The organism is Maribacter forsetii DSM 18668, from assembly GCF_000744105.1.
In the GTDB taxonomy this organism is placed as follows: Bacteria; Bacteroidota; Bacteroidia; order Flavobacteriales; family Flavobacteriaceae; genus Maribacter; species Maribacter forsetii.
Genome location: NZ_JQLH01000001.1, coordinates 1699007 through 1723497, shown reverse-complemented (window position 1 = coordinate 1723497; position 24491 = coordinate 1699007). Strand labels below are relative to the sequence as shown.

The following is a 24491-nucleotide window of genomic DNA, read 5'->3' as shown; positions in this document are numbered from 1 at the left end:
TATGGTACAAAAAGACAAAGGAGCTTGGGCATGGGTACCCGTGTTATACTTCACGCAGGGCTTACCTTATGTATTGGTGGTTACCGTATCTGTAATCATGTACAAGAAATTAGGTGTAAGTAATGAAGATATTGGACTATATACCAGTATTCTCTATTTACCTTGGGTATTAAAACCATTATGGAGTCCGTTCGTGGATTTAAAAAGTACCAAGCGTAAATGGTTTTTGAGCATGCAGCTCCTAATTGCCATCGCCTTGTTAGGTGTTGGACTCACTCTACCCACCAACATGTTCTTCGTTTCATCATTAGCCTGTTTTTGGATGGCAGCTTTTGCTTCTGCAACAAATGATATTGCTTCAGATGGATATTACATGTTAGGTCTTACCGAAAAGAAACAATCTTTTTTTGTTGGAATGAGAAGTACCTTCTATCGTCTTGCCATGGTAACAGGCGAAGGGTTGATAGTTGTGTTAGCAGGATTTTTAGAAAATAAATATGGAGACAATACCAAAGCTTGGAGCGTAACCATGTCGGCAGCAGCTTTTTTAATGCTCATTATGACCATTGCCAACTTTTTCGTCACTCCAAAATATGAATCTGAAAGCAACGAAGAAAAAGAAAAACCCGCAGGTTTCTTAGAAGTATTTGCTTCATTCTTTAAAAAACCAGGTATAGGCATTGCTTTAGCCTTTATTCTAACCTATCGTTTAGGAGAATCGCAATTGGTAAAAATGACATCTCCTTTTTTGCTGGATTCCCCTGATAAAGGAGGGCTAGGATATTCTACAGAACAGCTAGGAACCATTTTTGGCACAGCAGGAGTTATTTTTCTTTCCATTGGAGGTATTCTAGGAGGCATTTTAATTTCAAGGGACGGATTAAAAAAGTGGATGCTACCAATGGTGCTTTCATTAAACCTACCAAACATTTTGTATGCTGTATTGGCAATCACCAATACAACAAATATTTATGCCGTAACGGCAACCGTAATTTTTGAAAAGTTCGGTTACGGATTCGGTTTTGCCGCCTTTTTAATGTACCTCATTTACATTGCAGATGGCAAGTCTAAAACATCTCATTATGCCATTGCCACAGGCTTTATGGCATTAGGAATGATGTTACCGGGTATGATAAGCGGCTATATTCAACAATGGCTAGGCTATGATGGCTTCTTTGTGTGGGTCGTAATTGCTGCTTTGCCAGCATTATTCTTATTAAAATTCATTTCTTATCCGGCAGATTTCGGCAAAAAAACAACACTTCCCAATGAATAATATGATACCTACAAAAGAAGCTATAGAAAAACTCTCTTTGATTGAAAAAGTGGGACAGCTTTTTATGCCTGCAGCTTTTATTAATGATACAGAAGAAGAAATTCAGAAATTAGAAAAACTGATTTCTGAGCACCACGTTGGCAGTCTATGCTTTTTTCACTCCAGGGCAAGTGCGGCTACCAATTTTGAAGGCAAGAAGAAAATAGTTGTCAATAAAAATAGCTTTGACACCTTAAGAAACCTCATCAAGAGATATCAAAAAGCGGCAACATACCCCCTATTGATTTCTATTGATGCCGAATGGGGATTGGCAATGAGAATAGAAAATACGCCTCAATATCCATATGCCATAACCTTAGGGGCAAATACAGAAAATAAAGATTTAGTATTTGAAGTTGGTAAGCAGATAGCAAAAGACTGTAAAGCTGCGGGTATTCATTGGAATCTTTCTCCCGTAGTTGATGTCAACGTTAATCCTAACAATCCTGTTATTGGTTATCGTTCTTTTGGTGACAACAAGCACAATGTAGTTACCATGGCGACTGCTTATGTAAAAGGAACACAAAGCGAAAACGTGCTTACAAGCATTAAACATTTTCCGGGTCATGGGGACACCGCTACAGATTCGCATTTGGGCTTACCTGTTATAGATAAATCGAAAAAAGATTTACTTGAAAATGAATTGTATCCTTTTCAAATATTAATTGACAAAGGTGTAGATTCGGTCATGGCAGGGCATTTATCCGTCCCCGCTTTTACCACTAGTCCAGAATTACCTTCAAGCATAAACAAAGATATTATAACAGGAGTATTACGAAATGAAATGGGTTTTGACGGTGTTGTAATATCCGATGCTTTAAATATGCATGCCGTATCTAAAAATTATCCAACAAAGGGTGAACTAGAATGGCTTTCCTTTAATGCCGGTAACGACGTACTATGCTTTGCCGAACATATTGAAGAAGGAATACAATTCATCTTACAAAATGCATCTGAAAAACAAATAAATAAAAGTATTGAGCGTATTTGGAGGCTAAAAGAAAAGGCAATTATCGAAGAGAGTTTAGAAATAAAATTAACGGACCCTTCTTCTCTAAATAGAAGAATAGCTGAACAATCACTTACACTGCATCATGGTTCTAGCGAGGATATTGCAAATTTTAAAGAATCGAATTTCTGCACATTAACCATTAAAAGATTTGGGACGGACCAATCTAAACAAGATATCTTAGAAAACATTGTAGAGATGAAAAAGGAAGTTAAGAACGAAACTGAAATTCTTTTGCTTTTGACTCCCCCACAAATAAAACCGACGAATAAATTCGGGTTCTTTGATGAAGAAATCTATTTCATAAACGAACTGATCGCCTCTAAAAATATTGTATTGTATCATTTCGGCAATCCGTATGCATTGAAGTTTTTGAAAACCGAAAAAACAACCGCAACGGTAATCGCATATCAGAATTTTAAAGAGTTTCAAGATGCGGCAACTGAGCATTTTTTAGGCAAACTTGAAGCAAAAGGGAAATTACCGGTATCATTGAGCTAATCCATTATATTAAAAAATCAACCAAATGAAAACATATAAAATCATCGGTCTTATGTCTGGCACATCATTAGATGGTCTTGACTTAGCATATTGTCACATTTGGGAGAAAAATGATGTATGGCAGTTTGATATTAAAAAAACTAAAAGTGTTAAGTATTCTTCAGAAATGCTGAACACCTTAAAAAATGCTATTAGTTTATCCGCAGAAAAACTAATTGAATTACATAACACATACGGTACGTGGCTAGGTGAGCAAACCTCAATATTCATAAACGAGAACAAATTAGATGTAGACTACATAGCAAGTCACGGTCATACCACACATCACCGACCAGAAATGGGACTTACGTTTCAAGTAGGTTCTGGTCAACATTTAGCAAATGCTACAGGAATTAAGGTCATAGCAGATTTTAGAACAAATGATTTAGCACTTGGTGGACAAGGAGCGCCATTGGTGCCTATTGGTGACCGTATGTTTTTTAATGAATATGAATTTTGCCTAAATTTAGGAGGAATCAGTAATATCTCTTTTGAAGTAAAAGATAAGAGAATAGCCTACGACATTGGTTTGGCAAATATGATTCTAAATTATATTACCAGAAAGGTTGATTTAGAATATGATGAAGGCGGAAATCTAGCACGTTCTGGGATTATACATACAGAAATGCTAGAGCGGTTAAATAATCTTGAATATTATCTGTTACCACACCCAAAATCTATAGGTTATGAGTGGTTTTTAGAAGAAGTGGTGCCCATTGTTGAAGATACAGATGGTACCATTGAAAATTTATTACACACCAGCATTCATCATATATGTGATAAAGTGGCTCAACAGATTCAATTAAATTTTATAAATAAAGACCAACAATTATTAGTAACAGGCGGTGGCGCACTCAATTCATTTTTAATAGAAACACTACAAGAAAAATTAGGCGCAAAGACAAAAGTAGTTGTACCAGAAAAAATAATCATTGAATTTAAAGAAGCTTTGGTATTTGCATTAATGGGTGTATTGAGAGTGGAGCAATTAACAAATGTACTTTCATCGGTAACTGGAGCAAAAAAAGATTCTTCAAGTGGAGTATTGTTCATACCCAATTAAAGTTTTTTACCTAATTTACTCGATAATCGAGAATCAAATAAGCAGATATTCACCCCTGCAACACACTAATTTTTAATTAAAGTTTCCTTAAATCAACCTTTAGGAAATGGACTTCATTAAAACCAAAATAGACATGTCAGATAAACAAAAGAAAGCGTCGGCTTATTGGAAAGAAAATGTCAGGTACTTGTTCATTTTATTAGCTATTTGGTTTATCGTTTCTTTTGGTGCGGGTATATTATTTAAAGAATCTTTAGATGCCATAAAAATTGGTGGTTTTAAACTAGGTTTTTGGTTTGCACAACAAGGTTCTATTTATGTATTTGTTATTCTGATTTTTGTTTATGTAAGACTCATGAACAAATTGGATAAGAAATACGGATACGACGAATAACAACACAACCATTAACCACCAAAAAACCAACTTATGAGTGTTCAAACTTGGACGTATATTTTAGTAGGACTCACCTTCGCTCTCTATATCGGAATTGCAATCTGGTCTAGAGCCGGATCTACCAAGGACTTTTATGTTGCTGGTGGCGGAGTATCACCACTTGCTAACGGTATGGCAACGGCAGCCGATTGGATGTCTGCTGCTTCGTTTATTTCTATGGCAGGAATAATATCCTTTGCCGGCTATGATGGTTCCGTATATCTTATGGGTTGGACAGGCGGTTATGTACTACTGGCATTACTGCTAGCCCCATACCTAAGAAAATTTGGTAAATTCACCGTACCAGACTTTATAGGTGATAGATACTATTCAAAAACTGCACGTATTGTTGCAGTAATCTGCGCATTGATTGTTTCCTTCACATATGTTGCGGGTCAAATGCGAGGTGTTGGGGTAGTATTCTCAAGGTTTCTACAAGTAGAAATCAATACAGGTGTTATCATTGGTATGATTATCGTTTTGTTTTATGCCGTTTTAGGAGGAATGAAAGGTATTACCTATACACAAGTAGCACAGTACTGTGTTTTGATTTTTGCCTTTATGGTTCCCGCAATTTTCATATCGATTCAAATGACCGGAAACCCTATTCCGCAATTGGGCATGGGCGCAACTCTTAATGATGGCTCTGGCACTTTTCTTTTGGATAAGTTAGATGGATTATCAACAGAACTAGGGTTTAACGAATACACCGATGGCTCTAAATCCGTTACCGATATTTTTGCCATCACCTTAGCCTTAATGGTCGGTACCGCAGGATTACCACACGTAATCGTTAGGTTCTTCACCGTTAAAAAAGTAAAAGACGCTAGAAAATCTGCCGGGTTGGCTTTACTGTTAATCGCTATTCTATACACTACGGCACCTGCCGTTTCTGTTTTTGCAAAGACCAATTTAATTAATACGGTAAGTAATGAAGAATACTCAAGTATGCCGGTTTGGTTTAAAAACTGGGAAGAAACAGGACTCCTTTCTTTCGATGATAAGAATGAGGATGGTAAAATTCAGTATGTAGCAGATGCATCTAAAAATGAATTGACCATTGATAACGATATTATGGTATTGGCAAATCCTGAAATTGCAGATCTACCTGCCTGGGTAATTGCTTTGGTTGCAGCAGGAGGATTAGCAGCAGCACTTTCAACAGCAGCAGGTTTATTATTAGTGATTTCTGCATCGGTTTCTCATGATTTAGTAAAGAAAGTGTTTAAACCGAATATTTCTGACAAAGCAGAATTGTGGGTAGCAAGAGGTGCCGCAACGGTAGCAGTAGTTATTGCAGGGTACTTTGGTATTAATCCGCCAGGTTTTGTAGCCGCAGTAGTGGCACTGGCATTTGGTTTGGCAGCTGCATCATTCTTCCCTGCCATTGTACTAGGTATATTTTATAAAAAAATGAATAAAGAAGGAGCCATTAGTGGAATGGTAGTAGGTATAGTTCTTATGTTATTCTATATGACCAAGTTTAAATTCGGCTGGTTTGGTGGCGGAACACCTGATGATTGGTGGTTTGGTATTTCGCCTGAAGGCTTTGGTAGTATCGCTATGATTGCTAACTTTATTGTAGCCATTATTGTTCTTCAATTTACACCAGAACCACCTAAAGATGTGCAAGAAATTGTAGAAAATATTAGAATACCCAGTGGCGCAGGTGAAGCCACGGGACATTAACAGAAACAAATCAACATTCAACAACAACCAAAGGACTTCAACAACCTTTGTATAATAAATTAACGCATACCATGAGTAATTATCACATTAAACATCTAGAGGAATATTATCAAGTCTATCGAAAATCGGTTCGTAATCCTGAAGCTTTTTGGGAAGAAATTGCTGAAGAGCATTTTGTTTGGCGTAAACGATGGGACAATGTATTGACTTGGGATTTTAAAAAACCAGAGATAAAATGGTTTGAAGGTGCTAAACTGAATATAACAGAAAACTGTTTAGACCGTCATTTACCAACAAGGGGAAATAAAACAGCTATCATTTTTGAACCTAACAATCCAAAGGAAGAAGCACAACATATAACCTACAGGCAATTACATGAACGCGTATGCCGTATGGCAAATGTTTTGTTAGACCACGGGGTCAAAAAAGGTGATCGTGTTTGCATTTATCTACCTATGATTCCTGAATTATCTGTGGCACTTTTAGCATGTGCGCGTATTGGGGCTATACATTCAGTAGTATTTGCAGGGTTTTCATCTCATGCATTAGCAACGCGTATCAATGATTCTGACTGTAAGGTTGTATTGACATCAGATGGTTCTTATAGAGGAAACAAATCAATAGATCTAAAAGGCATTGTTGATAAAGCTTTGGAAGGTTGTCCAGGAGTTGCAAATGTGCTGGTCGTAAAACGTACCAAATCTAAAATTGATATGTTAGAAGGTAGGGACAAATGGCTACAACCATTGTTAGATGAAGCCTATGCAGATTGTGTAGCTGAGGTTATGGATGCTGAAGACCCGTTATTTATACTATACACTTCAGGTTCTACCGGAACCCCAAAAGGAATGGTGCATACCACCGCAGGTTACATGGTATATACAGCCTACACCTTTAAAAACGTATTTCAATATACCGAAAATGATGTGTATTGGTGCACTGCGGATATCGGTTGGATTACCGGACATTCGTATATTGTCTATGGACCATTAGCAAATGGAGCAACTACTTTAATGTTTGAAGGAGTTCCCTCCTATCCGGATTTTGGTCGTTTTTGGGAAGTTGTTGAAAAACACAAAGTAAATCAATTTTATACCGCGCCAACAGCTATTAGAGCGCTAGGTAAAGAAAGTTTGGATTTTGTTGAAAAACATGATTTATCCAGCCTTAAAGTTTTAGGATCTGTAGGCGAACCTATCAATGAAGAAGCATGGCATTGGTACAATAATAATGTTGGCAAAAAGAATAGCCCTATTGTAGATACGTGGTGGCAAACAGAAACCGGTGGTATTATGATCACCCCTATACCTTACGTAACCCCTACTACTCCAACTTATGCAACGCTGCCATTTATTGGTATACAACCAGCGTTAATGGACGAAAACGCAAAAGAAGTAAAAGGTAATCAAGTAGAAGGCAGGCTATGTGTAAAATTCCCATGGCCATCTATAGCCAGAACTATTTGGGGTAACCACGACCGCTACAGAGACACTTATTTTTCAGCATATGAAAACATGTATTTTACAGGCGATGGCGCGTTGAGAGATGCCGTTGGATATTACAGAATTACTGGTCGTGTAGATGATGTCATCATAGTTTCAGGTCATAATTTAGGTACTGCACCAATAGAAGATTCCATTAACGAACACCCAGCAGTGGCAGAATCCGCAATTGTAGGTTTCCCTCATGATGTAAAAGGAAATGCTCTTTACGGATATGTTATTCTAAAAGAAACAGGTGAAAGTAGAGATCGCGATAACTTAAGAAAAGAAATCAACCAACAGATTACCGAACTTGTTGGTCCTATTGCAAAATTGGATAAAATTCAGTTCGTATCTGGACTTCCTAAAACGCGAAGCGGTAAAATCATGCGTAGAATATTACGTAAAATCGCGAGTAATGATACAAGTAATTTAGGAGATACCAGTACGTTACTAAATCCGGAAATTGTTCAAGAAATCATGGATAATTCGCTGTAATCAAGAATTCAATTTATAGCACTGTTTAATTTAAAATCCATCAAACCCGTATAAATTGGAGTTTGATGGATTTTTATTTTTTTCAAAACATAGACTACTTCGTAAATTAAGACAAAAAAATATTAGGATTGATTTGAAAAAGCACGATTACTTGCAAAAAGTGGACGCGTTTTAAATGTCATAAATAAAATCACTGATATAAGTCCGCATACACCCAAGCCAGCAAAAAGTGCCCAAACAGAATCTTCTATAAAGCTACCCACGAAAATTGAAATTGGAATAGAGAGAATTGTAGAGATGAATCCGGTAATTGCTGCTCCAATACCAGCAATATGACCAATAGGTTCCATTGCAATGGATCGCATATTTCCCCAAATAAATCCTAAACACAAAAACTGCAGTGATAAGAATATCAGTAAAATAGTAATACTTGGATTTTTAGCCCCTAAAAATAACAGACTATATGACAAGGCTATAAATGTGAATGCTACTAACGCTGCAAAAGATAAATTCCGCATTCCAAAACGCAATACCAACGTACCGTTCATTAAAGTAGAAAACCCAACTGAAAGCGCAAGTCCGGCAAACACATAAGGGAATGTTTCCGTTAACCCGTAAAGCTCTTCAAAAACATGTTGAGCAGAACTTAAATATACAAGAAAAGATCCTGTAATCAATCCTGATATCATGGTACACGAAACGGTTTCTTTGTATTTAAAAATCTCTTTAGTCCCTCTAATAAAAACATGAAAAGAAAAAGGAACTTTGTATTCCGGATGTAAGGTTTCTTCTTGTCTTTTATAAAACCAAATCCCTACAACCAGAGCAAAGAACAATTGCATGTAAAAAATACCCTGCCAACCCGTAATACCCATTACCGCTTTACCAATAGCAGGTGCCACCACAGGAACAAGAATAAAGAACGCTGTAACAAATGACATAATTTTAGCCATGTAATCCCCACGGTAGGTATCACGAATTATAGAAATACTTATAGTTCTGGGTGCAGAAAGACCAATTCCCTGCAATACACGACCAACTAACATTACCTCAAGATTTGGCGCTAACAAACAAATGATACTGGCAATTAAAAAAACAGTAAACCCAAAGTATACAATGGGCTTTCTACCAAGACTATCTGATAATGGACCAAAAAACAACTGCCCTACTCCCAATCCTAAAAAAATCATTGTCACCAATAACTGATTTTGGGTTGGATCCAAGCTATTGATAGACACACCAATATCTGCGATAGCAGGTAAAATGGCATCGATTGTCAATGCTACAATAGACATTAAAGAAGCCATTAGGGCAACAAACTCAAAATTCGGTTTTACCTGTTCATTCTGCATTATACAAAAATACGGCTTAACATTTCAAGCTATGTTATTAAAAGTTGATATTTGAGAGTATGCATTTTTGAAATTCAAATATGTACTTTTGCATTAAATTACAATGTATGCTGATTATAGGTATTGCCGGTGGAACAGGTTGTGGAAAAACCACAGTAGTAAATCAAATAATAAATGAATTACCAAATCAAGAAGTTGGGGTAATATCACAAGATTCTTACTATAACGACCTATCTCATTTATCTCTTGAAGAGCGACGCAAAACTAACTTTGACCACCCAAGCTCTATAGATTTCGTATTATTGGAGCAACATTTGATTGCTTTAAAAAATGGAGAATCAATCGAACAGCCTGTATATTCCTTTTTAGAATGTAACCGAACTGCAAAAACAGTTTTAACACACCCAACAAAGGTTATTATCGTTGAAGGTATATTGATTATGACCAATTCTGCCATTCGTAAAATGTTTGATATTAAAATATTCGTGCACGCAGATACGGATGAAAGACTGATCAGAAGATTAAAGCGAGATGTTAACGAAAGAGGTTGGGATTTGGATGAAACTATAGAAAAATACCAAGCCGTAATTAAGCCAATGCACGAACAGTTCATTGAACCTACAAAAGAGTATGCAGATATTATTATTCCGAATAATAAATACAACACGGTTGCCGTTGAAATAGTTAAGAGTATTATCAACGAAAAAATCATGCAAGAGTAATGGCTTTTAAGGATTTAAAACAAAAAAAATGGTTTAAGATCATGACCAATATGTATGTATTGGTCCTATCCGTTTTTGTTGTTTGGATGCTTTTTTTTGATACCAATTCACTCTTAATTCATCTAGAATTAAGAAAAGAAATCAAAAAATTAGAAAAAACCCAAGATTTTTTAAAAGAAGAAATAGCCAGAGATAAAAAAATTATCGAAAAATTATCTGACGAAGATGAACTTGAACGCTTTGCTCGAGAAGAATATTACCTAAAGAAAAAGAACGAAGAAATATATCTTATTGAATACGAGGACAGTTTAAAACTCAAGGATAATAAATAATTTTTCATATCCTTTTTAATAAGTTTTTGCCTTTTAATATACTAAGTAACAAACACGGCGTTAACCATTTCATAATTAAAAGTTTAACGCTTTATTAAAGAAAAGTAAGCGCTAATTCACTTAGTGTTAACAAAAAGCTTTCATTAGCCCCATAAATAATTGTATTTTTACCACCTAACTTACTTTGAACATGGGCAAGATTATTGCTATAGCCAATCAAAAAGGAGGCGTAGGTAAAACTACTACCACAGTTAACTTAGCTGCCTCTCTAGGTGTATTGGAAAAAAAGGTTTTATTAATCGATGCTGACCCCCAAGCAAACGCAACTTCTGGGTTAGGTATAGATGTCGATGGTGTTGAATTAGGTACGTACCAACTTTTGGAACATACGAAAACCGCCAAGGAGGCTATCATCCCCACCACATCACCCAATGTAGACCTTATCCCTGCACACATTGACCTTGTTGCCATCGAAATCGAATTGGTAGACAAGGATGAGCGTGAATACATGATGAAAAAGGCTATTTTAGACCTTAAGAACGATTACGATTATATCCTAATTGATTGTGCTCCTTCATTAGGACTACTGACATTGAATGCATTAACTGCAGCAGATTCAGTAATAATTCCTATTCAATGCGAGTATTTTGCATTAGAAGGATTAGGCAAATTATTGAACACCATTAAAAGTGTTCAAAAATTACATAATGCCGAATTAGATATCGAAGGTATGTTGTTGACGATGTACGATTCTAGATTACGTTTATCTAACCAGGTAGTAGATGAAGTAAGAAAGCACTTCGGAGACATGGTTTTCGAAACTGTAATTCAGCGTAATGTTAGGTTAAGTGAAGCTCCTAGTTACGGAGAAAGTATAATCAAATATGATGCTGCCAGTAAAGGAGCAACAAACTATTTGAACATGGCTAACGAGATAGTCAAAAAAAATAAGCAGACGGTTTAAGTATGGCAAAAGCGACAAAGAAACAAGCTCTTGGTAGAGGACTTTCAGCTCTTTTGAAAGACCCGGAGAATGATATAAACACGGCATCAGATAAGAATGCAGATAAAGTTGTTGGTAATATAATAGAGTTAGATTTAGATCACATTGAAGTAAACCCATTTCAACCACGTTCTAATTTCAATGATGAATCTATAAAAGAATTAGCAGCTTCTATAAAAGAATTGGGTGTTATTCAGCCAATTACTGTTAGAAAACTAGGCTTTAACGAATACCAACTGGTATCTGGAGAAAGAAGATATCGTGCTTCTAAACTTTTAGGATTAGAAACTATACCAGCTTACATACGTATCGCTAATGACCAAGAGTCTTTAGAGATGGCTTTGGTTGAGAATATTCAACGACAAGATTTAGACCCCATTGAAATAGCACTCTCTTACCAACGTCTTATTGATGAAATCAACCTTACTCAAGAGAGGCTCAGTGAACGTGTTGGAAAAAAAAGATCAACTATTGCCAATTACTTACGTCTATTAAAGTTAGATCCAATTATACAAACGGGTATGCGCGATGGTTTTTTAACTATGGGCCACGGAAGAGCTTTGGTTAATATTGACAAAAAGCAAGATCAAATTTCGCTTTACGAAAAGATTATATTTGACAACCTTTCTGTTAGAGATACTGAAAGTGCTGTAAAAGCCTATCATGCAGATGATGTACCAACTGACGACGTAGTTAAGACAGTAAAAAAAGAAGCTTCTGTTTTTGTACGTAAAGGGATAAAGGAACTAACCGATGCCTTATCGGTAAAGGTAGATATTAAATCTGCTGATAATGCAAGAGGAAAAATAACCATACCATTTAAGTCTCAAGAGGAATTTGACCGTATCAAAAAATTGATAACAGGTGCGTAACTATCTTTTATTATTTAGTACTTTATTATTATTCATTAATTTCTCCTATTCTCAAGAGGAGCAAGATTCTATTCCTAAAACTGAAATAGACAGCGTACAAGCAGATTTGGCTGATATGGGAGTAGTTATCAAAGATTCCGTTTCTTTTAAAAAAGCAAAAAAGGAATTCAATCCGTTAGCACCAAGTAAAGCAGCATTTTACTCTGCCGTTATACCAGGATTGGGTCAAATTTATAATAAGCGGTACTGGAAAGCACCCATTGTGTGGGGTGCTATTGGTGGTAGTGCTTATATGTATGCATGGAACAATAATCAATATCAAAGATTTAGAACCGCTTTTATAAGAAGACAAGCCGGGTTTACAGATGATGAATTTAATGGCGAAGGTACTTTACCATTGTTTGGTGATGACGATCTTGAATCTCAACAAGAGCGTTTTCAAAGTGATCGCGATCTTTGGCTAGTAGCGACTATAGCTTTATATGCCTTAAATATAGTAGATGCTAATGTAGACGCCCATTTAAAACAATTCAATATAGACGACGATCTTAGTTTAGACTTTGAGCCCTATTTTGATTACAATCAGGTAACCAATAGTCCAAATTACGGTATGGCATTAACTATTAAATTTTAAGAATGAGAATTGCACTTTTCGGATACGGAAAAATGGGTCAGATGATAGAGCAAATCGCTCTAAAACGTGGTCATGAGATTATTGCCAAAATTGACGAAAATTCTGAGAATATTGATTTCAGCAAAATGGATGTTGCTATTGATTTTAGTATGCCTGAAGCAGCTTTCGGCAATATTACCAAATGCTTGAATAACAATATTCCCGTAATCTCAGGAACAACCGGTTGGTTAGATAAGTATGATGAAGCAATTTCTTTATGTAAAGAAAAGAAAGGTGCTTTTATTTACGCTTCTAATTTTAGTTTAGGAGTAAACATTTTTTTCGAGCTAAATAATTACTTGGCAAAAATGATGCAAAATCTTCCAGAATATAAAGTAGAATTAGAAGAAATACATCATACTCAAAAATTAGATGCCCCAAGCGGTACAGCAATAACCTTAGCAGAAGGTGTCATTGCTAATTCTAATTACGCCCAATGGAAATTAGATAGCACAGCTGACGAGAGCCTTAAAATCACATCTAAACGAATTGGCAAAGTACCAGGTACACACACCGTTGCATATAACTGTGTTGTAGATAGTATTGAAATAAAACATACTGCCCATAACAGAGAAGGTTTCGCCTTAGGAGCCGTTACAGCTGCGGAATGGATCATCGGAAAAACAGGTGTTTTTTCAATGCGAGATGTGTTAAACCTAGGTTAAAAACGTAACAAAAATCAATCTATAAGACTGATGGATTATCGATGTTAACCAATACATCTAAAAATTCATTCTATTTCAATAAAAAACAAAGACGATGAACGGCACCCAATGGATTATTTTTATTCTCATTGTACAAGTAATACATTTCTTAGGTACTTGGAAACTATACGTTAAAGCAGGCAGAAAAGCTTGGGAAGCAGCAATACCTGTTTATAATGCCATAGTTTTAATGCAAATAATCAATAGACCAAAATGGTGGGTGATTTTATTATTCATCCCTATAATCAACCTTTTGATGTTCCCCGTAATATGGGTAGAAACCATAAGAAGCTTCGGAAGAAATAGCAAGTTAGAAACTTGGATCGTGGTATTGACACTTGGTTTTTATATTTACTACGTAAACTATTCTCTCGATGTAAAATATATTGAGGACAGATCGTTACACCCAACAACAGCTGCAGGTGAATGGGTTAGCTCCATTTTATTCGCAGTAGTTGCTGCTACTTTGGTACACACTTATTTTATTCAACCTTATGTAATACCTACAGGTTCTCTAGAACGTACTTTAAGAGTAGGAGACTTTCTTTTTGTAAGCAAATTTCACTACGGCGCAAGAACACCTATGACGACCGTTGCTGCGCCAATGGTTCATGATACATTACCAGGGCTGGGCATTCCGTCTTATTTAAAGAAACCACAACTACCCTATTTTAGACTACCTGGATTTACAAAAGTAGAAAGAAATGATATTGTTGTATTTAGCTGGCCCGCAGATACCGTTCGTGTATTTTTCAAAAAAGAAAAAGGCGTTGACAAACCAATAGATAAAAAATCTAACTACGTTAAACGTTGCGTTGGTGTACCTGGCGATTCTCTAGAAGTACGTGATGGTTATGTTTTTATCAACGGAAAGCAATTAGAATTACCTAAAAGCGCCAAACCACAGTTTGATTATAACATTTACAGCTCTAAGGGAGTATCTTCTAAAACACTTGACGATTTAGGTGTAACTGATTTCACTAGAAAATATTTATCTGGGCAGTTAAATCAAAATCAAGCAAATGCCCTTAACCCTTATTTATTAGGTTACAACCAAGCAGACAATGGTCAACTGGAGTTATATACAAAAGCATCAGGTATACCATCAAATATTATATCCAAATATGGATTCGCATTAAAAGAAATTACCGATCGCCAACGTACGGTTCCTTTAACTGCAGATATGGTTGCATCTCTCAGAAACAATCCTAAAATTGATTCTGTAGTACAAAAAGTAGTCGAAAAAGGGAGAAGAGGCATTAACTTATTTCCTCAAAGTCCGGATTACCCTTGGAATTACAGCCAAATGGGACCTATCTACATCCCTCAAAAAGGAGCAACGATAGATTTGAATTTAAAAGTACTTCCGTTATACAAGAAAATTATAAAAGAATACGAGAAGAACGAGATTTCTGTATCTGGAAATCAAATTAGCATTAACGGCAACCCAGTAACCAGCTACACTTTTAAACAAGATTATTTTTGGATGATGGGTGACAATAGAGACCACTCAGAAGACAGTAGAGCTTGGGGTTATGTTCCTGAAAACCATATAGTTGGTACTCCTATTTTCATATGGATGAGTTTCGATAATTTTACCGAGGGTATTAGCAATTGGAGACCACGATGGGATCGTATATTCACAACGGTAAATGGTGACGGAGAACCACAATCTTATTTCAAATATTTCTTAATATTACTAGTAGCTTATTTCGTAGGAAATTGGTTCTGGAAACGTAAAAAGGATAAAAAGTGAAATTAATTCATCCCTCATATTTCCCTAACATACTAACATTTAGTTATATCATGCACCACCCAGTTTGTTGGGAGGTGAATGATAATTACCAAAAACAGACATTCAGAAATAGAACATATATTTCTAATGACAGAGGCAAACACATACTTAGTATTCCTATTATTCATGTAGGCAGAGCTAATGGTAGACAGAAGTATAAGGATGTTAAAATTGATAATTCCTATCCTTGGCAGAGACAACATTGGCGAACATTAGAGACCGCCTATAGAACATCACCTTTCTTTGAGTTTTATGAAGATGATATTAAACCGTTATACGATAGACCTTACGAAAGCCTACTTGACTATAATTTAAAAACGGTAGAAACCATATTTGAATGTCTTCAATTAGAAATGCCGACGGCTAAAACAACTACTTTTGAGACCAAACCAGAAGATAAGGAAGATTATAGATTTTTGATAAGCGCAAAATTCAAGCCTCAACTAAATATCGAAGCCTATACACAAGTATTTGGTGACAGACATGGTTTTACGCCCAATCTAAGCATTTTGGATCTTTTATTTAACCTAGGTCCAAATAGTATAGAATATTTAAAACACGAGTTTATAGCTACCTCAAATGATTAGGTTCATAGCGCACTATGGAATACATTTTATTGTACCCATTGTAATTGCTATCTATTTCTATAGGGAAAATATGCTTTGGTCTGCAGTAATACTTTTATCTGCAATTGTAATTGACCTAGATCATTTGTTAGCAACACCATTATTTGACCCAAACCGGTGCAGTATCAATTTTCATCCGCTTCATAGTTATTGGGCAATTGGTCTATATACCGTAATGTTCATATTTAAGAAAACCAGAATTTTTGGCTTAGCATTGCTATTGCATATATTGGCAGATATAGTAGACTGCCTTTTTATTCTTCGGACACCTTAAAAGTTGCCATAATAGGTTCGTGATCGGATATATCTATTTTGTAGTTCTTATGAGATAAGAATGTAAAACTAGGGTCTCCCAAAATCATATCAATTCTAAAAGGGAACTTCCAAAATTTAATGGTTTCTCCATAACCGTGTCCAGATTCTAAAAAACTATCCTTTAAATCACTCTTAATATTAAAATACACTTTAGAAAATTGGGTATTATTAAAATCCCCACCTACAATAACAGGATAAGGACTAGTTTTAATATGCTCTCTTACAATATCAGATTGTCGTTCCTGTTTATCAAAAGAATCCCTTAGTCTAACAAGCAGCTTATCTGACCGTTCTTTTTTAAAATAATTTGGTCTTATACTTAAAGATTCTAGATGCAGATTATAGAAGCGAATGGTATCTTTCTTAAATACGATATCCGCATAAACGCCACCATTAAATGTATTAGGAAAATCAAGCTCTCCATTATTAATAATCTTAAGCTTTGAAAATATCGCTAGATTTTTACTTGACTCCCCGTCTTTTATCTGAAACTTATTTGCTTTATAAGGGTGATTTTTCAACATCTGGTCCTTAAGATAATGAGGTTCGAATTCTTGAAAATAAATAATATCAGGATTCTCACCTTCAATAAATTCTACAACTTCTGGACTAGTGATATTCTCCCAATCACCATGATATTTACTATGAAAACCCAATGCGTTATAACTTAACAAAGAAATGGTATCAGAATCAGCAATAGTTTTTGACTTACCATTAAAAGCTATAAAAGAACCAAGTGTGAAGTATCCAAAAACTAAAATGGAAAGAGATAATAACATATATATCTTCTTACCAAATAACCAGTATAGAAAAAACAATATGTTTATTAAAACCAATGCAGGCACTGTTAAACTAATAAATGCCAAACTAGCTATAGATGTATATGGCACTATGGAAGCCAAAACCAAACAGATCGCCGCAATCAAATTTAAAAACAACATGAACTTTTTAAAAAAAGACATTCTCTTCATGCTCAATTTTCTTTACCCGCTTTAAATAAAAAGTCCTTCTCAGCCTTTGACAAACTTTCATAGCCAGACTTGCTTATTTTATCCAGAATAGCATCAATCTTTTTCTGATGTGTTTTCTTGTCGTAATCTACGGCAGACTTGCTGTTACTACGGGTAGTGCTTTTATTCTTATATACTGTTTTTAATGGCGCTTTCTTCTCTGAACCTTTAAAGAGGTTGGCAATACTATCCATAAACTTTGAGAATCCAGACCCTATGTCGTTTCCTTTTGTTAGTTGACTTGCATATAGGTAACCCAAAAAAGCGCCTCCCAAATGCGCTAAATGACCTCCTGAATTACTAATTGGTAGTTGAATCAAATCACTCAAAACCAACACGGCACCAACCATCCATAGCTTTACATTAAAAAATATAACCCGAACTTCTTGGTTAGGTAAATAGGTGCAAATAAATATCAAAACAGCACTAGCACCTGCAGAAGCCCCTATTAAAGTTGCATTAACATCAAAGAAAGCAGGAAATATATTATAACCTAAAACAAAGAAAAGTCCGCCTAAAATAACTCCTAGCAAATACACATTTAAAAATCGCTTAGCGTCAAAAAGATTTAAAAAGATGCGACCTACGAAATAAATCATCAACATGTTCCAAAATAGGTGACCTATCCCTCCATGAAAAAATGAATAAGTTACAATAGACCATGGTTGAAAAGCGATATCGACAATATCATTGGGTAGCTCAAACCATTGTACAATGATATTCTTTTGTAAGCCTAATAAAAACGGGATTAGGGCATTCACAATAAAAACTACCACGTTGACCGCAATGAGTTTTTCTGCAATGTTTAATCTACTAAATTGATATTTTAAATCTGGTTGAGCCATAGTTTAGTTCCACCTATTATTATTAAACTGATTTTTTTTCCAGTACCACATCATTAAGAATCCAAATAAAGCACCTCCTACGTGCGCAAAGTGCGCAATACCCTGTCCAAACAAACTGTACCCAGTTACACCAGAAAATAAATCTAAACCTATTAAAACAGGTATAAAGAATTTTGCTTTGATAGGAACCGGAAGGAAAATAAGAAACAATTCGCTATTCGGGTAAGACATCCCAAACGCAACCAATATACCGTAAATAGCACCTGAAGCACCAACTACCGGAGTATTAAATGCTCCTAGGAAGTTATCTATAGTAGCTTTCCCTGCTATACCATACCAATCTGTACTATACTGTCCGCTATTGATAATCTCTAGAATACTACTCTCAGATATACCTGCATCCATCAAAGCACTCATACCTGCATTGTAATAATAATAATTCACACCTATATGAATCAAAGCAGCACCTAAACCAGCAGAAATGTAGAAAAACAAAAACTTATTTCTACCCCACATACGCTCTAAAGGCGTACCAAATGCCCACAAAGCATACATATTAAAAAGAATATGCATAAAACCACCATGCATAAACATATGTGTGATGATCTGCCATAACTGAAAATGATCATTCTTTGGAAAGTACAATGAAAACCACTCGTACATCTGTTCGCCATACAATTGTGTAGCAACAAAAAACAGAACATTAATAATCAGTAAGTGTTTTATTGTTTCTGTTATTCTTCCCATTTATATAAATTTTCGTTCAATATCATTCTCTGTAACTGTAATGTATACTTTTTTGTTAAACGGACTCAAAGTTGTTTCCTTACATGCAAATAAATCGTTCACCAATTTAACTTGAGAAAACTCATCTAAGGTTTCACCAGTTTTCACCGAAAGTGTTTTTGCTAATGTTTTTGCTAACATATCACTTTGCGAAAAACTATCTCCAGGTACTTCTTGTTGAAAATCAGAAATTAGTTGTTCCATTATCATTTGCACTTCACTTTCTACAACTAGTACAGGAACCCCAGAAATTTCTACCCCGTCGTCACTAATCTCCCCGAATACAAAACCTACGGTACAAAGATTATCTTTGATTTCTTTTAAAATATTTATTTCACTAGTAGAAAAAGATAAGGTCAATGGAAAAAGCAACTGCTGACTTATAGCTTCTTTTATGGTAATATTCTTTAAAAAATTCTCATACAATACACGTTGGTGTGCTCTACTTTGATTAATAACCACCATGCCAGACTTTATCGTCGTAATAATATACTTTTTGCGCATTTGAAAAGTGGTAGTAGAATGATCAACAACCTCTTTTTCACCATCGAAAATACTACTGTTCACAACCTCTGACTCGAACTCTAAATGGCTAACACCGCTATCTACCGTTGTTTCTAAACCTTCATACAAATTCTCCCATCCATCAACTTTTGGCTTTGAATAACCGCCCCCGCCAGAGTTACTTTTTGAAGGTTTTACAGTCTCAAAAGGATTAAATGAAGAATCTACTACCACTTGCGGTATACCTACCTGTTTGTTTTTATATGAATAAGGGGTATCTAAATTTTGGTCTTGCTCAAAATCAAGCGCAGGCACCACATTAAATTGACCTAAACTATGCTTTACCGTTGATTTAAGCATGGCATACAATGTATGCTCATCATCAAATTTCACTTCTGTTTTGGTGGGATGTATATTAATATCAATAGTACCTGGATCAACCTCTAAGTTCAAAAAATAACCAGGGTGCGTACCCGGACGAATTACTCCCTCAAAAGCACCTAATATAGCATGATGTAAATACGGACTCTTTATAAATCTATTATTAGCAAAGAAAAACTGTTCACCCCTACTCTTTTTAGCAAATTCGGGCTTTTGGATGTACCCTGATATTTTTACTACCTGAGTTTCCTCTTCTACAGGTACAAGTTTTTCATCTGTTTTTCTACCAAAAATATGTACGATACGTTTTCTAAAATCATTCCCTGGTAACTGAAAAACATCGCTACCGTTATTATAAAAATTAAAAGCAACCTGTGGATGCGCCAATGCAATTCTATGAAACTCGTCTGCTATATGTCGGTATTCTACCTGGTCAGATTTTAAAAAATTACGTCTTGCAGGGATATTGAAGAAAAGATTCTTTACCAGCATTGAAGTCCCTTTTGGGGCAACTACCACCTCTTGCGTAACTATTTTACTCCCTTCAATCTTAATTTTCGTACCTATTTCGTCATCTTCGGTCTTTGTAAGCATTTCTACATGTGCAATAGCCGCAATAGAAGCCAGGGCCTCTCCCCTAAAACCTTTGGTATTTAAATTAAATAGATCTTCTGCCTTTTGAATTTTAGAAGTAGCATGGCGCTCAAAACTTAAGCGTGCATCTGTACCACTCATACCTTTACCATTATCAACTACTTGAATAAGTGTTTTACCACCATCTTTGATAATAAGTTGAATATCGGTAGCACCTGCATCAATGGCATTCTCCATTAACTCTTTTACCACAGAAGATGGACGTTGCACCACTTCACCAGCAGCAATTTGGTTTGCTACATGGTCAGGTAATAATCTAATAATATCTGCCATTATGAAGTAAAGAAAATTGTGAGGTCAAAATCAATGATATAAAGAAAAATAAAAACCAGTACTGCAATTATAAAAGCCATTCTAATCTTTAAGTTGCGATCTCCTTTTCTTTTAGAATCTTCAATTGCACTATTGATTTTTCTTTTTAATCCTCGAGATGTATTTAATGTGCTACGAAATTGGTCGAACTTAGGTTCCATTTTAAACGGATTCCCTTTTCCTTTGCCATCATAATACCTAGGATTGTATTCAAATGACCTATTTTTTCGTAACCGCGTTATTTTGCTCAACATCCCCATAACTTCAAAGTTACTTAAAATAGAAAAATGGCGCATGTTACCAATGCCAAAAATTGTTAACATCTTGCGACATTAACCTAGCAACCTTATACTTAGTGGAAATTGAACTAGTGAAAAAGTTTACTTATTACCTAAAACTGCCATTTTTATGGCTGCAATAGCGGCTTCAGTACCTTTGTTTCCATGCTTACCACCACTACGATCTATGGCTTGTTGCATGTTATTATCTGTAAGTACACAAAATATAACCGGTACATCAGTAATAACATTTAAGTCTTTTATGCCTTGAGCGGTAGCATCACAAACAAAATCGAAATGTTTGGTTTCGCCTTGTATAACACTTCCAATGGCAATAACTGCATCGACCTTAAGACTCTTGATCATTTTCTTTGAACCAAAAGTAAGCTCAAAACTACCAGGAACATCCCAACGGATAATATCAGATTCTTGTGCTCCGCAATCTAACAAAGCTTCTATTGCACCAGAATATAAACCCTCTGTTATTTCTGAATTCCATTCTGAAACAACAATCCCAAACCGAAGTCCGTTCGCGTTTGGGATTGTTGCCTTATCGTAAACCGATAAATTTTTATTTACTGTAGCCATTATTCACCACTTTTAGCCATACCTATAAATGCATCTATAGAATTGGCATTTTCTGATTTTGGAAACTCGTCCTTAATTTTTTGAAAGAAACCTAAGGCCTTATCCTTATCTCCCATCTCCAATGCGGTTACGCCAGCTTTATACAAAAACTTAGGAGCAGTATAATCATTATTGCTATGCTTTACAGCAGCCTCATAATACCCTAAAGCATCAGAAGGTTGGTCTAATTGCATAAAAGCATCACCTAAACCACCTTTTGCCAAGGCACCTAAAACATCATCATCAGAGCTAAAATCCTCTAAATAAGTAATAGCTTCTTGATACTTGTTCATATTCAAGTATGACATACCAGCACCGTAGTTTGCAAGGTTAGCAGCTTTAGTTCCACTATATTCTTCTATGATATCTAAAAAACCATATTTTCCTTCAGCACCTTCCAATGCCAATGTAAATAATGAATCTTTAGCAGTTGTTGCAACCAATGCTTGGTCAAAATATTGTTGTGGGTAGTACATTTCATTTGCAGCACTTGCCTCTTTCGGCTTTTCTACAAATTGGTCATAAGCCAAGTAGCCTAAAACACCAATAGCAATAACACCAATGACACCCAAAATGATATTCTGATTCTTAGAAACCCATTCTTCAGATCTAGAAGCGCCCTCATCTAACGAACTAAAAACTTCAGCTGTTGTGCTTTCCTGTTCGTCAAATTCTTGCTGTTCAACCTTTGTTTCAGGTTTATATCCTCTTTTCTTATATGTTGCCATCTCTAAATTTATTGATCGCGCAAAAATAATGGTTTTATTGAAATCGCAAAGTGTATTTATTCGTTATTTTTGGATATTTTAAGCTAGTTTACATTCTTCCAAATCTAAAATCTGATATTCTTAATGCTACTGAGACAATTATCATTGATCAATTACAAAAATTTTGAGTCCAAAGAATTGTTGTTCGATGCTAAAATAAATTGTTTTGTAGGTGATAACGGAATTGGAAAAACAAACATTCTTGACTCTATCTACCATTTATCATTTGGCAAGAGTTACTTTAACCCCGTTTCTTCTCAAAACATTCGTCACGGATCAGATTTCTTTGTAATTGACGGCACTTTTGAAAAAGAGGGAAGAGAAGAAAAAATTGTCTGCAGCTTAAAGAAGAACAATAAGAAAATTATAAAACGAAACGGCAAAGCCTATGACCGTTTTGCCGACCACATTGGTCTTTTGCCTTTGGTTATTATCTCTCCGGCAGATAGAGACCTTATCATAGAAGGCAGCGATACACGTAGAAAGTTCATTGACGGTGTTATCTCTCAATCGGACAAAAGTTATTTACAAAACCTCATCAATTACAACAAGGTAGTTTCTCAAAGAAATGCCTTGCTTAAATACTTTGCGGCTAATAGAACTTTCAATAAGGATACTTTGGCGGTCTACAATGAGCAGATGGAGACGTATGGTACTGAAATCTTTAAAAAAAGAACATCTTTCCTAGAAGCCTTTATTCCTATTTTTCAAGAACAATATAAATCTATTACCGGCAATACAGAAGATGTTTCCCTTTCCTATAATAGCAAATTGAAAGATTATGATTTGCTAACGCTGTTAAACAAAAATCTAGACAAAGACAGAGCTTTACAATATACTAGCGTAGGTGTGCATAAAGATGACCTTAGTTTTGAAATCAGCAACTATCCTATTAAGAAATTTGGCAGCCAAGGTCAACAGAAGTCTTTTTTAATAGCTTTAAAATTTGCCCAGTTTCATTTTATGAAATCTCAAAGTGGCACTACCCCTATATTAATTTTAGATGATATTTTTGATAAGCTGGATGAGCACCGGGTCTCTCACATCATCACTTTGGTAAACAATGAAAATTTTGGGCAGATCTTTATAAGTGATACACATGCTGACAGAACCGAAAGTGTTGTTAAAAAAATTCATCAATCGTATAAAATATTTAAATTGTAATGATGAAAAAATTACTGATAATTTGTTCTTTGATTCTTATTTCTTGCAATTCAAAAATTGATAAGAATCAGTTGCATTTACTAAATGGGTATTGGGAAATCAAGGAAGTTACTTTTAAAGACGGAGCTAAAAAAGAATACTCAATTAACAGTACTATTGACTATATAAAGTTAGATTCGTTAAAAGGGTTCAGAAAAAAAGTAGACCCTAAATTTAATGGTACTTTTGAAACTTCTAATGATGCCGAGCCTTTTACAATTAGAATTTCTAACGATTCTATATTCATGGGCTACAATAATAATGCTAACACTTGGGAAGAGGTATTGACAGAATTATCAAAAGATAGCTTTAAGGTAAAGAACAACCAAGGTATCACCTATACATACAACAAATTTGAACCTATAAACATAACCCCATAATGGCAAGTAGAGGCAACGACAACACTTCAATGAAAGATGCACTTTCCGCATTTATTCAAAAGAATAAATTGGAAAAAGGAATAGATAAGGTCGACGCCAGAGAAGCATGGGCTAAGCTTATGGGTAACGGTGTTAATAATTACACTACAGAAATAGAATTAAAATTCGGTACGCTTTACGTAGCGTTAAGCTCTTCTGTATTACGCGATGAATTAAGCATGGGCAAATCTAAAATAGTCCGAATGCTTAACGAAGAAATTGGAAAAGAAGTCGTAAAAAAACTCGTGCTTAGATAGTTGTTGGCTGTTGGAAAATACTAGAT

General features: G+C 35.4%; 26 protein-coding genes. 18 read left to right on the top strand and 8 right to left on the bottom strand.

From position 1 onward, the window contains the following. Window position 1: 1 nt before the first annotated feature. From P177_RS07340 to acs, 6 genes are all read left to right on the top strand, one after another. The gene (locus P177_RS07340; protein WP_157486486.1) at window positions 2-1276 is read left to right on the top strand and encodes an MFS transporter; all 1275 of its coding nucleotides are present in this window, start codon (window positions 2-4) and stop codon (window positions 1274-1276) included. Further along, window positions 1269-2825 carry a glycoside hydrolase family 3 protein gene (locus tag P177_RS07335; protein ID WP_157486485.1) on the top strand — a complete coding sequence of 519 codons (1557 nt, stop codon included), beginning with the start codon at window positions 1269-1271 and terminating at the stop codon, window positions 2823-2825. Before P177_RS07340 ends, P177_RS07335 begins: the two co-directional genes overlap by 8 nt. Before the next feature lie 25 nt (window positions 2826-2850). Then, complete coding sequence (locus tag P177_RS07330; protein ID WP_036153462.1) at window positions 2851-3927, top strand: anhydro-N-acetylmuramic acid kinase; 1077 nt, start codon at window positions 2851-2853, stop codon at window positions 3925-3927. A gap of 133 nt (window positions 3928-4060) precedes the next feature. After that, entirely contained in the window at window positions 4061-4321 is a 261-nt protein-coding gene (locus P177_RS07325; RefSeq protein ID WP_036157977.1) for a DUF4212 domain-containing protein, read from the top strand. Between the two features lie 33 nt (window positions 4322-4354). After that, window positions 4355-6049, top strand: a complete 1695-nt coding sequence (locus P177_RS07320; RefSeq protein WP_036153460.1) for a sodium:solute symporter family protein — start codon at window positions 4355-4357, stop codon at window positions 6047-6049. A gap of 47 nt (window positions 6050-6096) precedes the next feature. Continuing rightward, window positions 6097-8028, top strand: coding sequence for an acetate--CoA ligase (gene acs, locus P177_RS07315; protein ID WP_262493310.1), 1932 nt, complete (start codon window positions 6097-6099; stop codon window positions 8026-8028). A 122-nt stretch (window positions 8029-8150) separates the two neighbouring features. Here acs and P177_RS07310 read toward each other — a convergent pair whose 3' ends face one another. Further along, on the bottom strand, window positions 8151-9380 hold the full coding sequence (locus P177_RS07310) for a multidrug effflux MFS transporter (RefSeq protein WP_051941746.1): 1230 nt from the start codon (window positions 9378-9380) through the stop codon (window positions 8151-8153). A gap of 107 nt (window positions 9381-9487) precedes the next feature. Here P177_RS07310 and udk point away from each other — a divergent pair, with 107 nt between their 5' ends. The 9 genes from udk to P177_RS07265 all read left to right on the top strand — a co-directional run bounded on the left by udk (window position 9488) and on the right by P177_RS07265 (window position 16381). Further along, complete coding sequence (gene udk / locus P177_RS07305) at window positions 9488-10102, top strand: uridine kinase (protein ID WP_036153455.1); 615 nt, start codon at window positions 9488-9490, stop codon at window positions 10100-10102. Further along, the gene (locus tag P177_RS07300; RefSeq protein WP_036153454.1) at window positions 10102-10434 is read left to right on the top strand and encodes an FtsB family cell division protein; all 333 of its coding nucleotides are present in this window, start codon (window positions 10102-10104) and stop codon (window positions 10432-10434) included. The genes udk and P177_RS07300 overlap by 1 nt, the downstream gene beginning before the upstream one ends. Before the next feature lie 190 nt (window positions 10435-10624). Next, window positions 10625-11398, top strand: a complete 774-nt coding sequence (locus P177_RS07295) for a ParA family protein (protein ID WP_036153452.1) — start codon at window positions 10625-10627, stop codon at window positions 11396-11398. A 2-nt stretch (window positions 11399-11400) separates the two neighbouring features. Continuing rightward, the gene (locus tag P177_RS07290) at window positions 11401-12309 is read left to right on the top strand and encodes a ParB/RepB/Spo0J family partition protein (RefSeq protein WP_036153449.1); all 909 of its coding nucleotides are present in this window, start codon (window positions 11401-11403) and stop codon (window positions 12307-12309) included. Further along, window positions 12302-12943, top strand: coding sequence for a DUF5683 domain-containing protein (locus P177_RS07285; protein WP_036153447.1), 642 nt, complete (start codon window positions 12302-12304; stop codon window positions 12941-12943). Before P177_RS07290 ends, P177_RS07285 begins: the two co-directional genes overlap by 8 nt. Before the next feature lie 2 nt (window positions 12944-12945). Then, window positions 12946-13647 carry a 4-hydroxy-tetrahydrodipicolinate reductase gene (dapB, locus tag P177_RS07280; RefSeq protein WP_036153444.1) on the top strand — a complete coding sequence of 234 codons (702 nt, stop codon included), beginning with the start codon at window positions 12946-12948 and terminating at the stop codon, window positions 13645-13647. Window positions 13648-13741: 94 nt separating this feature from the next. Beyond that, window positions 13742-15442, top strand: a complete 1701-nt coding sequence (gene lepB, locus P177_RS07275) for a signal peptidase I (protein ID WP_036153443.1) — start codon at window positions 13742-13744, stop codon at window positions 15440-15442. After that, complete coding sequence (locus P177_RS07270; protein ID WP_036153441.1) at window positions 15439-16068, top strand: WbqC family protein; 630 nt, start codon at window positions 15439-15441, stop codon at window positions 16066-16068. The genes lepB and P177_RS07270 overlap by 4 nt, the downstream gene beginning before the upstream one ends. Then, on the top strand, window positions 16061-16381 hold the full coding sequence (locus P177_RS07265; RefSeq protein WP_036153439.1) for a DUF6122 family protein: 321 nt from the start codon (window positions 16061-16063) through the stop codon (window positions 16379-16381). Before P177_RS07270 ends, P177_RS07265 begins: the two co-directional genes overlap by 8 nt. Here the strand turns inward: P177_RS07265 and P177_RS07260 are convergent. Genes P177_RS07260 through P177_RS07230 form a run of 7 tightly spaced genes read right to left on the bottom strand, consistent with a single transcriptional unit; the run spans window position 16362 to window position 22547 of the window. Then, complete coding sequence (locus P177_RS07260) at window positions 16362-17393, bottom strand: endonuclease/exonuclease/phosphatase family protein (protein ID WP_036153434.1); 1032 nt, start codon at window positions 17391-17393, stop codon at window positions 16362-16364. The two genes, P177_RS07265 and P177_RS07260, sit on opposite strands and share 20 nt — an antisense overlap. Before the next feature lie 2 nt (window positions 17394-17395). Further along, complete coding sequence (locus tag P177_RS07255; protein ID WP_036153432.1) at window positions 17396-18277, bottom strand: rhomboid family intramembrane serine protease; 882 nt, start codon at window positions 18275-18277, stop codon at window positions 17396-17398. A 3-nt stretch (window positions 18278-18280) separates the two neighbouring features. Continuing rightward, window positions 18281-19024 carry a rhomboid family intramembrane serine protease gene (locus tag P177_RS07250; RefSeq protein ID WP_036153430.1) on the bottom strand — a complete coding sequence of 248 codons (744 nt, stop codon included), beginning with the start codon at window positions 19022-19024 and terminating at the stop codon, window positions 18281-18283. After that, window positions 19025-20875: a DNA mismatch repair endonuclease MutL gene (gene mutL, locus P177_RS07245; protein ID WP_036153428.1), complete on the bottom strand. Its 1851-nt coding sequence runs from the start codon at window positions 20873-20875 to the stop codon at window positions 19025-19027. Then, entirely contained in the window at window positions 20875-21237 is a 363-nt protein-coding gene (locus tag P177_RS07240; RefSeq protein ID WP_316930784.1) for a riboflavin synthase subunit beta, read from the bottom strand. Before P177_RS07240 ends, mutL begins: the two co-directional genes overlap by 1 nt. Window positions 21238-21294: 57 nt before the next feature. After that, window positions 21295-21780: a 6,7-dimethyl-8-ribityllumazine synthase gene (gene ribH, locus P177_RS07235; RefSeq protein ID WP_036153426.1), complete on the bottom strand. Its 486-nt coding sequence runs from the start codon at window positions 21778-21780 to the stop codon at window positions 21295-21297. Continuing rightward, complete coding sequence (locus P177_RS07230; protein ID WP_036153424.1) at window positions 21780-22547, bottom strand: tetratricopeptide repeat protein; 768 nt, start codon at window positions 22545-22547, stop codon at window positions 21780-21782. Before P177_RS07230 ends, ribH begins: the two co-directional genes overlap by 1 nt. Before the next feature lie 123 nt (window positions 22548-22670). On the opposite strand from P177_RS07230, the gene recF reads away from it, so the two are divergent. From recF to P177_RS07215, 3 genes are read left to right on the top strand one after another with little or no spacing between them, the layout of a single operon-like run. Next, window positions 22671-23750, top strand: coding sequence for a DNA replication/repair protein RecF (recF, locus tag P177_RS07225; protein ID WP_036153422.1), 1080 nt, complete (start codon window positions 22671-22673; stop codon window positions 23748-23750). After that, window positions 23750-24169, top strand: a complete 420-nt coding sequence (locus P177_RS07220) for a lipocalin family protein (protein WP_036153420.1) — start codon at window positions 23750-23752, stop codon at window positions 24167-24169. The genes recF and P177_RS07220 overlap by 1 nt, the downstream gene beginning before the upstream one ends. Beyond that, window positions 24169-24465 (top strand): DUF721 domain-containing protein, encoded by a 297-nt coding sequence (locus P177_RS07215; protein ID WP_036153419.1) that lies wholly within the window; start codon window positions 24169-24171, stop codon window positions 24463-24465. The genes P177_RS07220 and P177_RS07215 overlap by 1 nt, the downstream gene beginning before the upstream one ends. Window positions 24466-24491 lie beyond the last annotated feature (26 nt).

What these genes read in the sequence shown, in the direction of transcription:
- P177_RS07340 (WP_157486486.1), top strand. Translation starts at nt 2, where the DNA reads ATGGTACAAAAAGACAAAGGAGCTTGGGCATGGGTACCCGTGTTATAC.
- P177_RS07335 (WP_157486485.1), top strand. Translation starts at nt 1,269, where the DNA reads ATGAATAATATGATACCTACAAAAGAAGCTATAGAAAAACTCTCTTTG.
- P177_RS07330 (WP_036153462.1), top strand. Translation starts at nt 2,851, where the DNA reads ATGAAAACATATAAAATCATCGGTCTTATGTCTGGCACATCATTAGAT.
- P177_RS07325 (WP_036157977.1), top strand. Translation starts at nt 4,061, where the DNA reads ATGTCAGATAAACAAAAGAAAGCGTCGGCTTATTGGAAAGAAAATGTC.
- P177_RS07320 (WP_036153460.1), top strand. Translation starts at nt 4,355, where the DNA reads ATGAGTGTTCAAACTTGGACGTATATTTTAGTAGGACTCACCTTCGCT.
- P177_RS07310 (WP_051941746.1), bottom strand. Translation starts at nt 9,380, where the DNA reads ATGCAGAATGAACAGGTAAAACCGAATTTTGAGTTTGTTGCCCTAATG.
- udk (WP_036153455.1), top strand. Translation starts at nt 9,488, where the DNA reads ATGCTGATTATAGGTATTGCCGGTGGAACAGGTTGTGGAAAAACCACA.
- P177_RS07300 (WP_036153454.1), top strand. Translation starts at nt 10,102, where the DNA reads ATGGCTTTTAAGGATTTAAAACAAAAAAAATGGTTTAAGATCATGACC.
- P177_RS07295 (WP_036153452.1), top strand. Translation starts at nt 10,625, where the DNA reads ATGGGCAAGATTATTGCTATAGCCAATCAAAAAGGAGGCGTAGGTAAA.
- P177_RS07290 (WP_036153449.1), top strand. Translation starts at nt 11,401, where the DNA reads ATGGCAAAAGCGACAAAGAAACAAGCTCTTGGTAGAGGACTTTCAGCT.
- dapB (WP_036153444.1), top strand. Translation starts at nt 12,946, where the DNA reads ATGAGAATTGCACTTTTCGGATACGGAAAAATGGGTCAGATGATAGAG.
- lepB (WP_036153443.1), top strand. Translation starts at nt 13,742, where the DNA reads ATGAACGGCACCCAATGGATTATTTTTATTCTCATTGTACAAGTAATA.
- P177_RS07265 (WP_036153439.1), top strand. Translation starts at nt 16,061, where the DNA reads ATGATTAGGTTCATAGCGCACTATGGAATACATTTTATTGTACCCATT.
- P177_RS07260 (WP_036153434.1), bottom strand. Translation starts at nt 17,393, where the DNA reads ATGAAGAGAATGTCTTTTTTTAAAAAGTTCATGTTGTTTTTAAATTTG.
- P177_RS07255 (WP_036153432.1), bottom strand. Translation starts at nt 18,277, where the DNA reads ATGGCTCAACCAGATTTAAAATATCAATTTAGTAGATTAAACATTGCA.
- P177_RS07250 (WP_036153430.1), bottom strand. Translation starts at nt 19,024, where the DNA reads ATGGGAAGAATAACAGAAACAATAAAACACTTACTGATTATTAATGTT.
- mutL (WP_036153428.1), bottom strand. Translation starts at nt 20,875, where the DNA reads ATGGCAGATATTATTAGATTATTACCTGACCATGTAGCAAACCAAATT.
- P177_RS07240 (WP_316930784.1), bottom strand. Translation starts at nt 21,237, where the DNA reads ATGTTAACAATTTTTGGCATTGGTAACATGCGCCATTTTTCTATTTTA.
- ribH (WP_036153426.1), bottom strand. Translation starts at nt 21,780, where the DNA reads ATGGCTACAGTAAATAAAAATTTATCGGTTTACGATAAGGCAACAATC.
- P177_RS07230 (WP_036153424.1), bottom strand. Translation starts at nt 22,547, where the DNA reads ATGGCAACATATAAGAAAAGAGGATATAAACCTGAAACAAAGGTTGAA.
- recF (WP_036153422.1), top strand. Translation starts at nt 22,671, where the DNA reads ATGCTACTGAGACAATTATCATTGATCAATTACAAAAATTTTGAGTCC.
- P177_RS07220 (WP_036153420.1), top strand. Translation starts at nt 23,750, where the DNA reads ATGATGAAAAAATTACTGATAATTTGTTCTTTGATTCTTATTTCTTGC.
- P177_RS07215 (WP_036153419.1), top strand. Translation starts at nt 24,169, where the DNA reads ATGGCAAGTAGAGGCAACGACAACACTTCAATGAAAGATGCACTTTCC.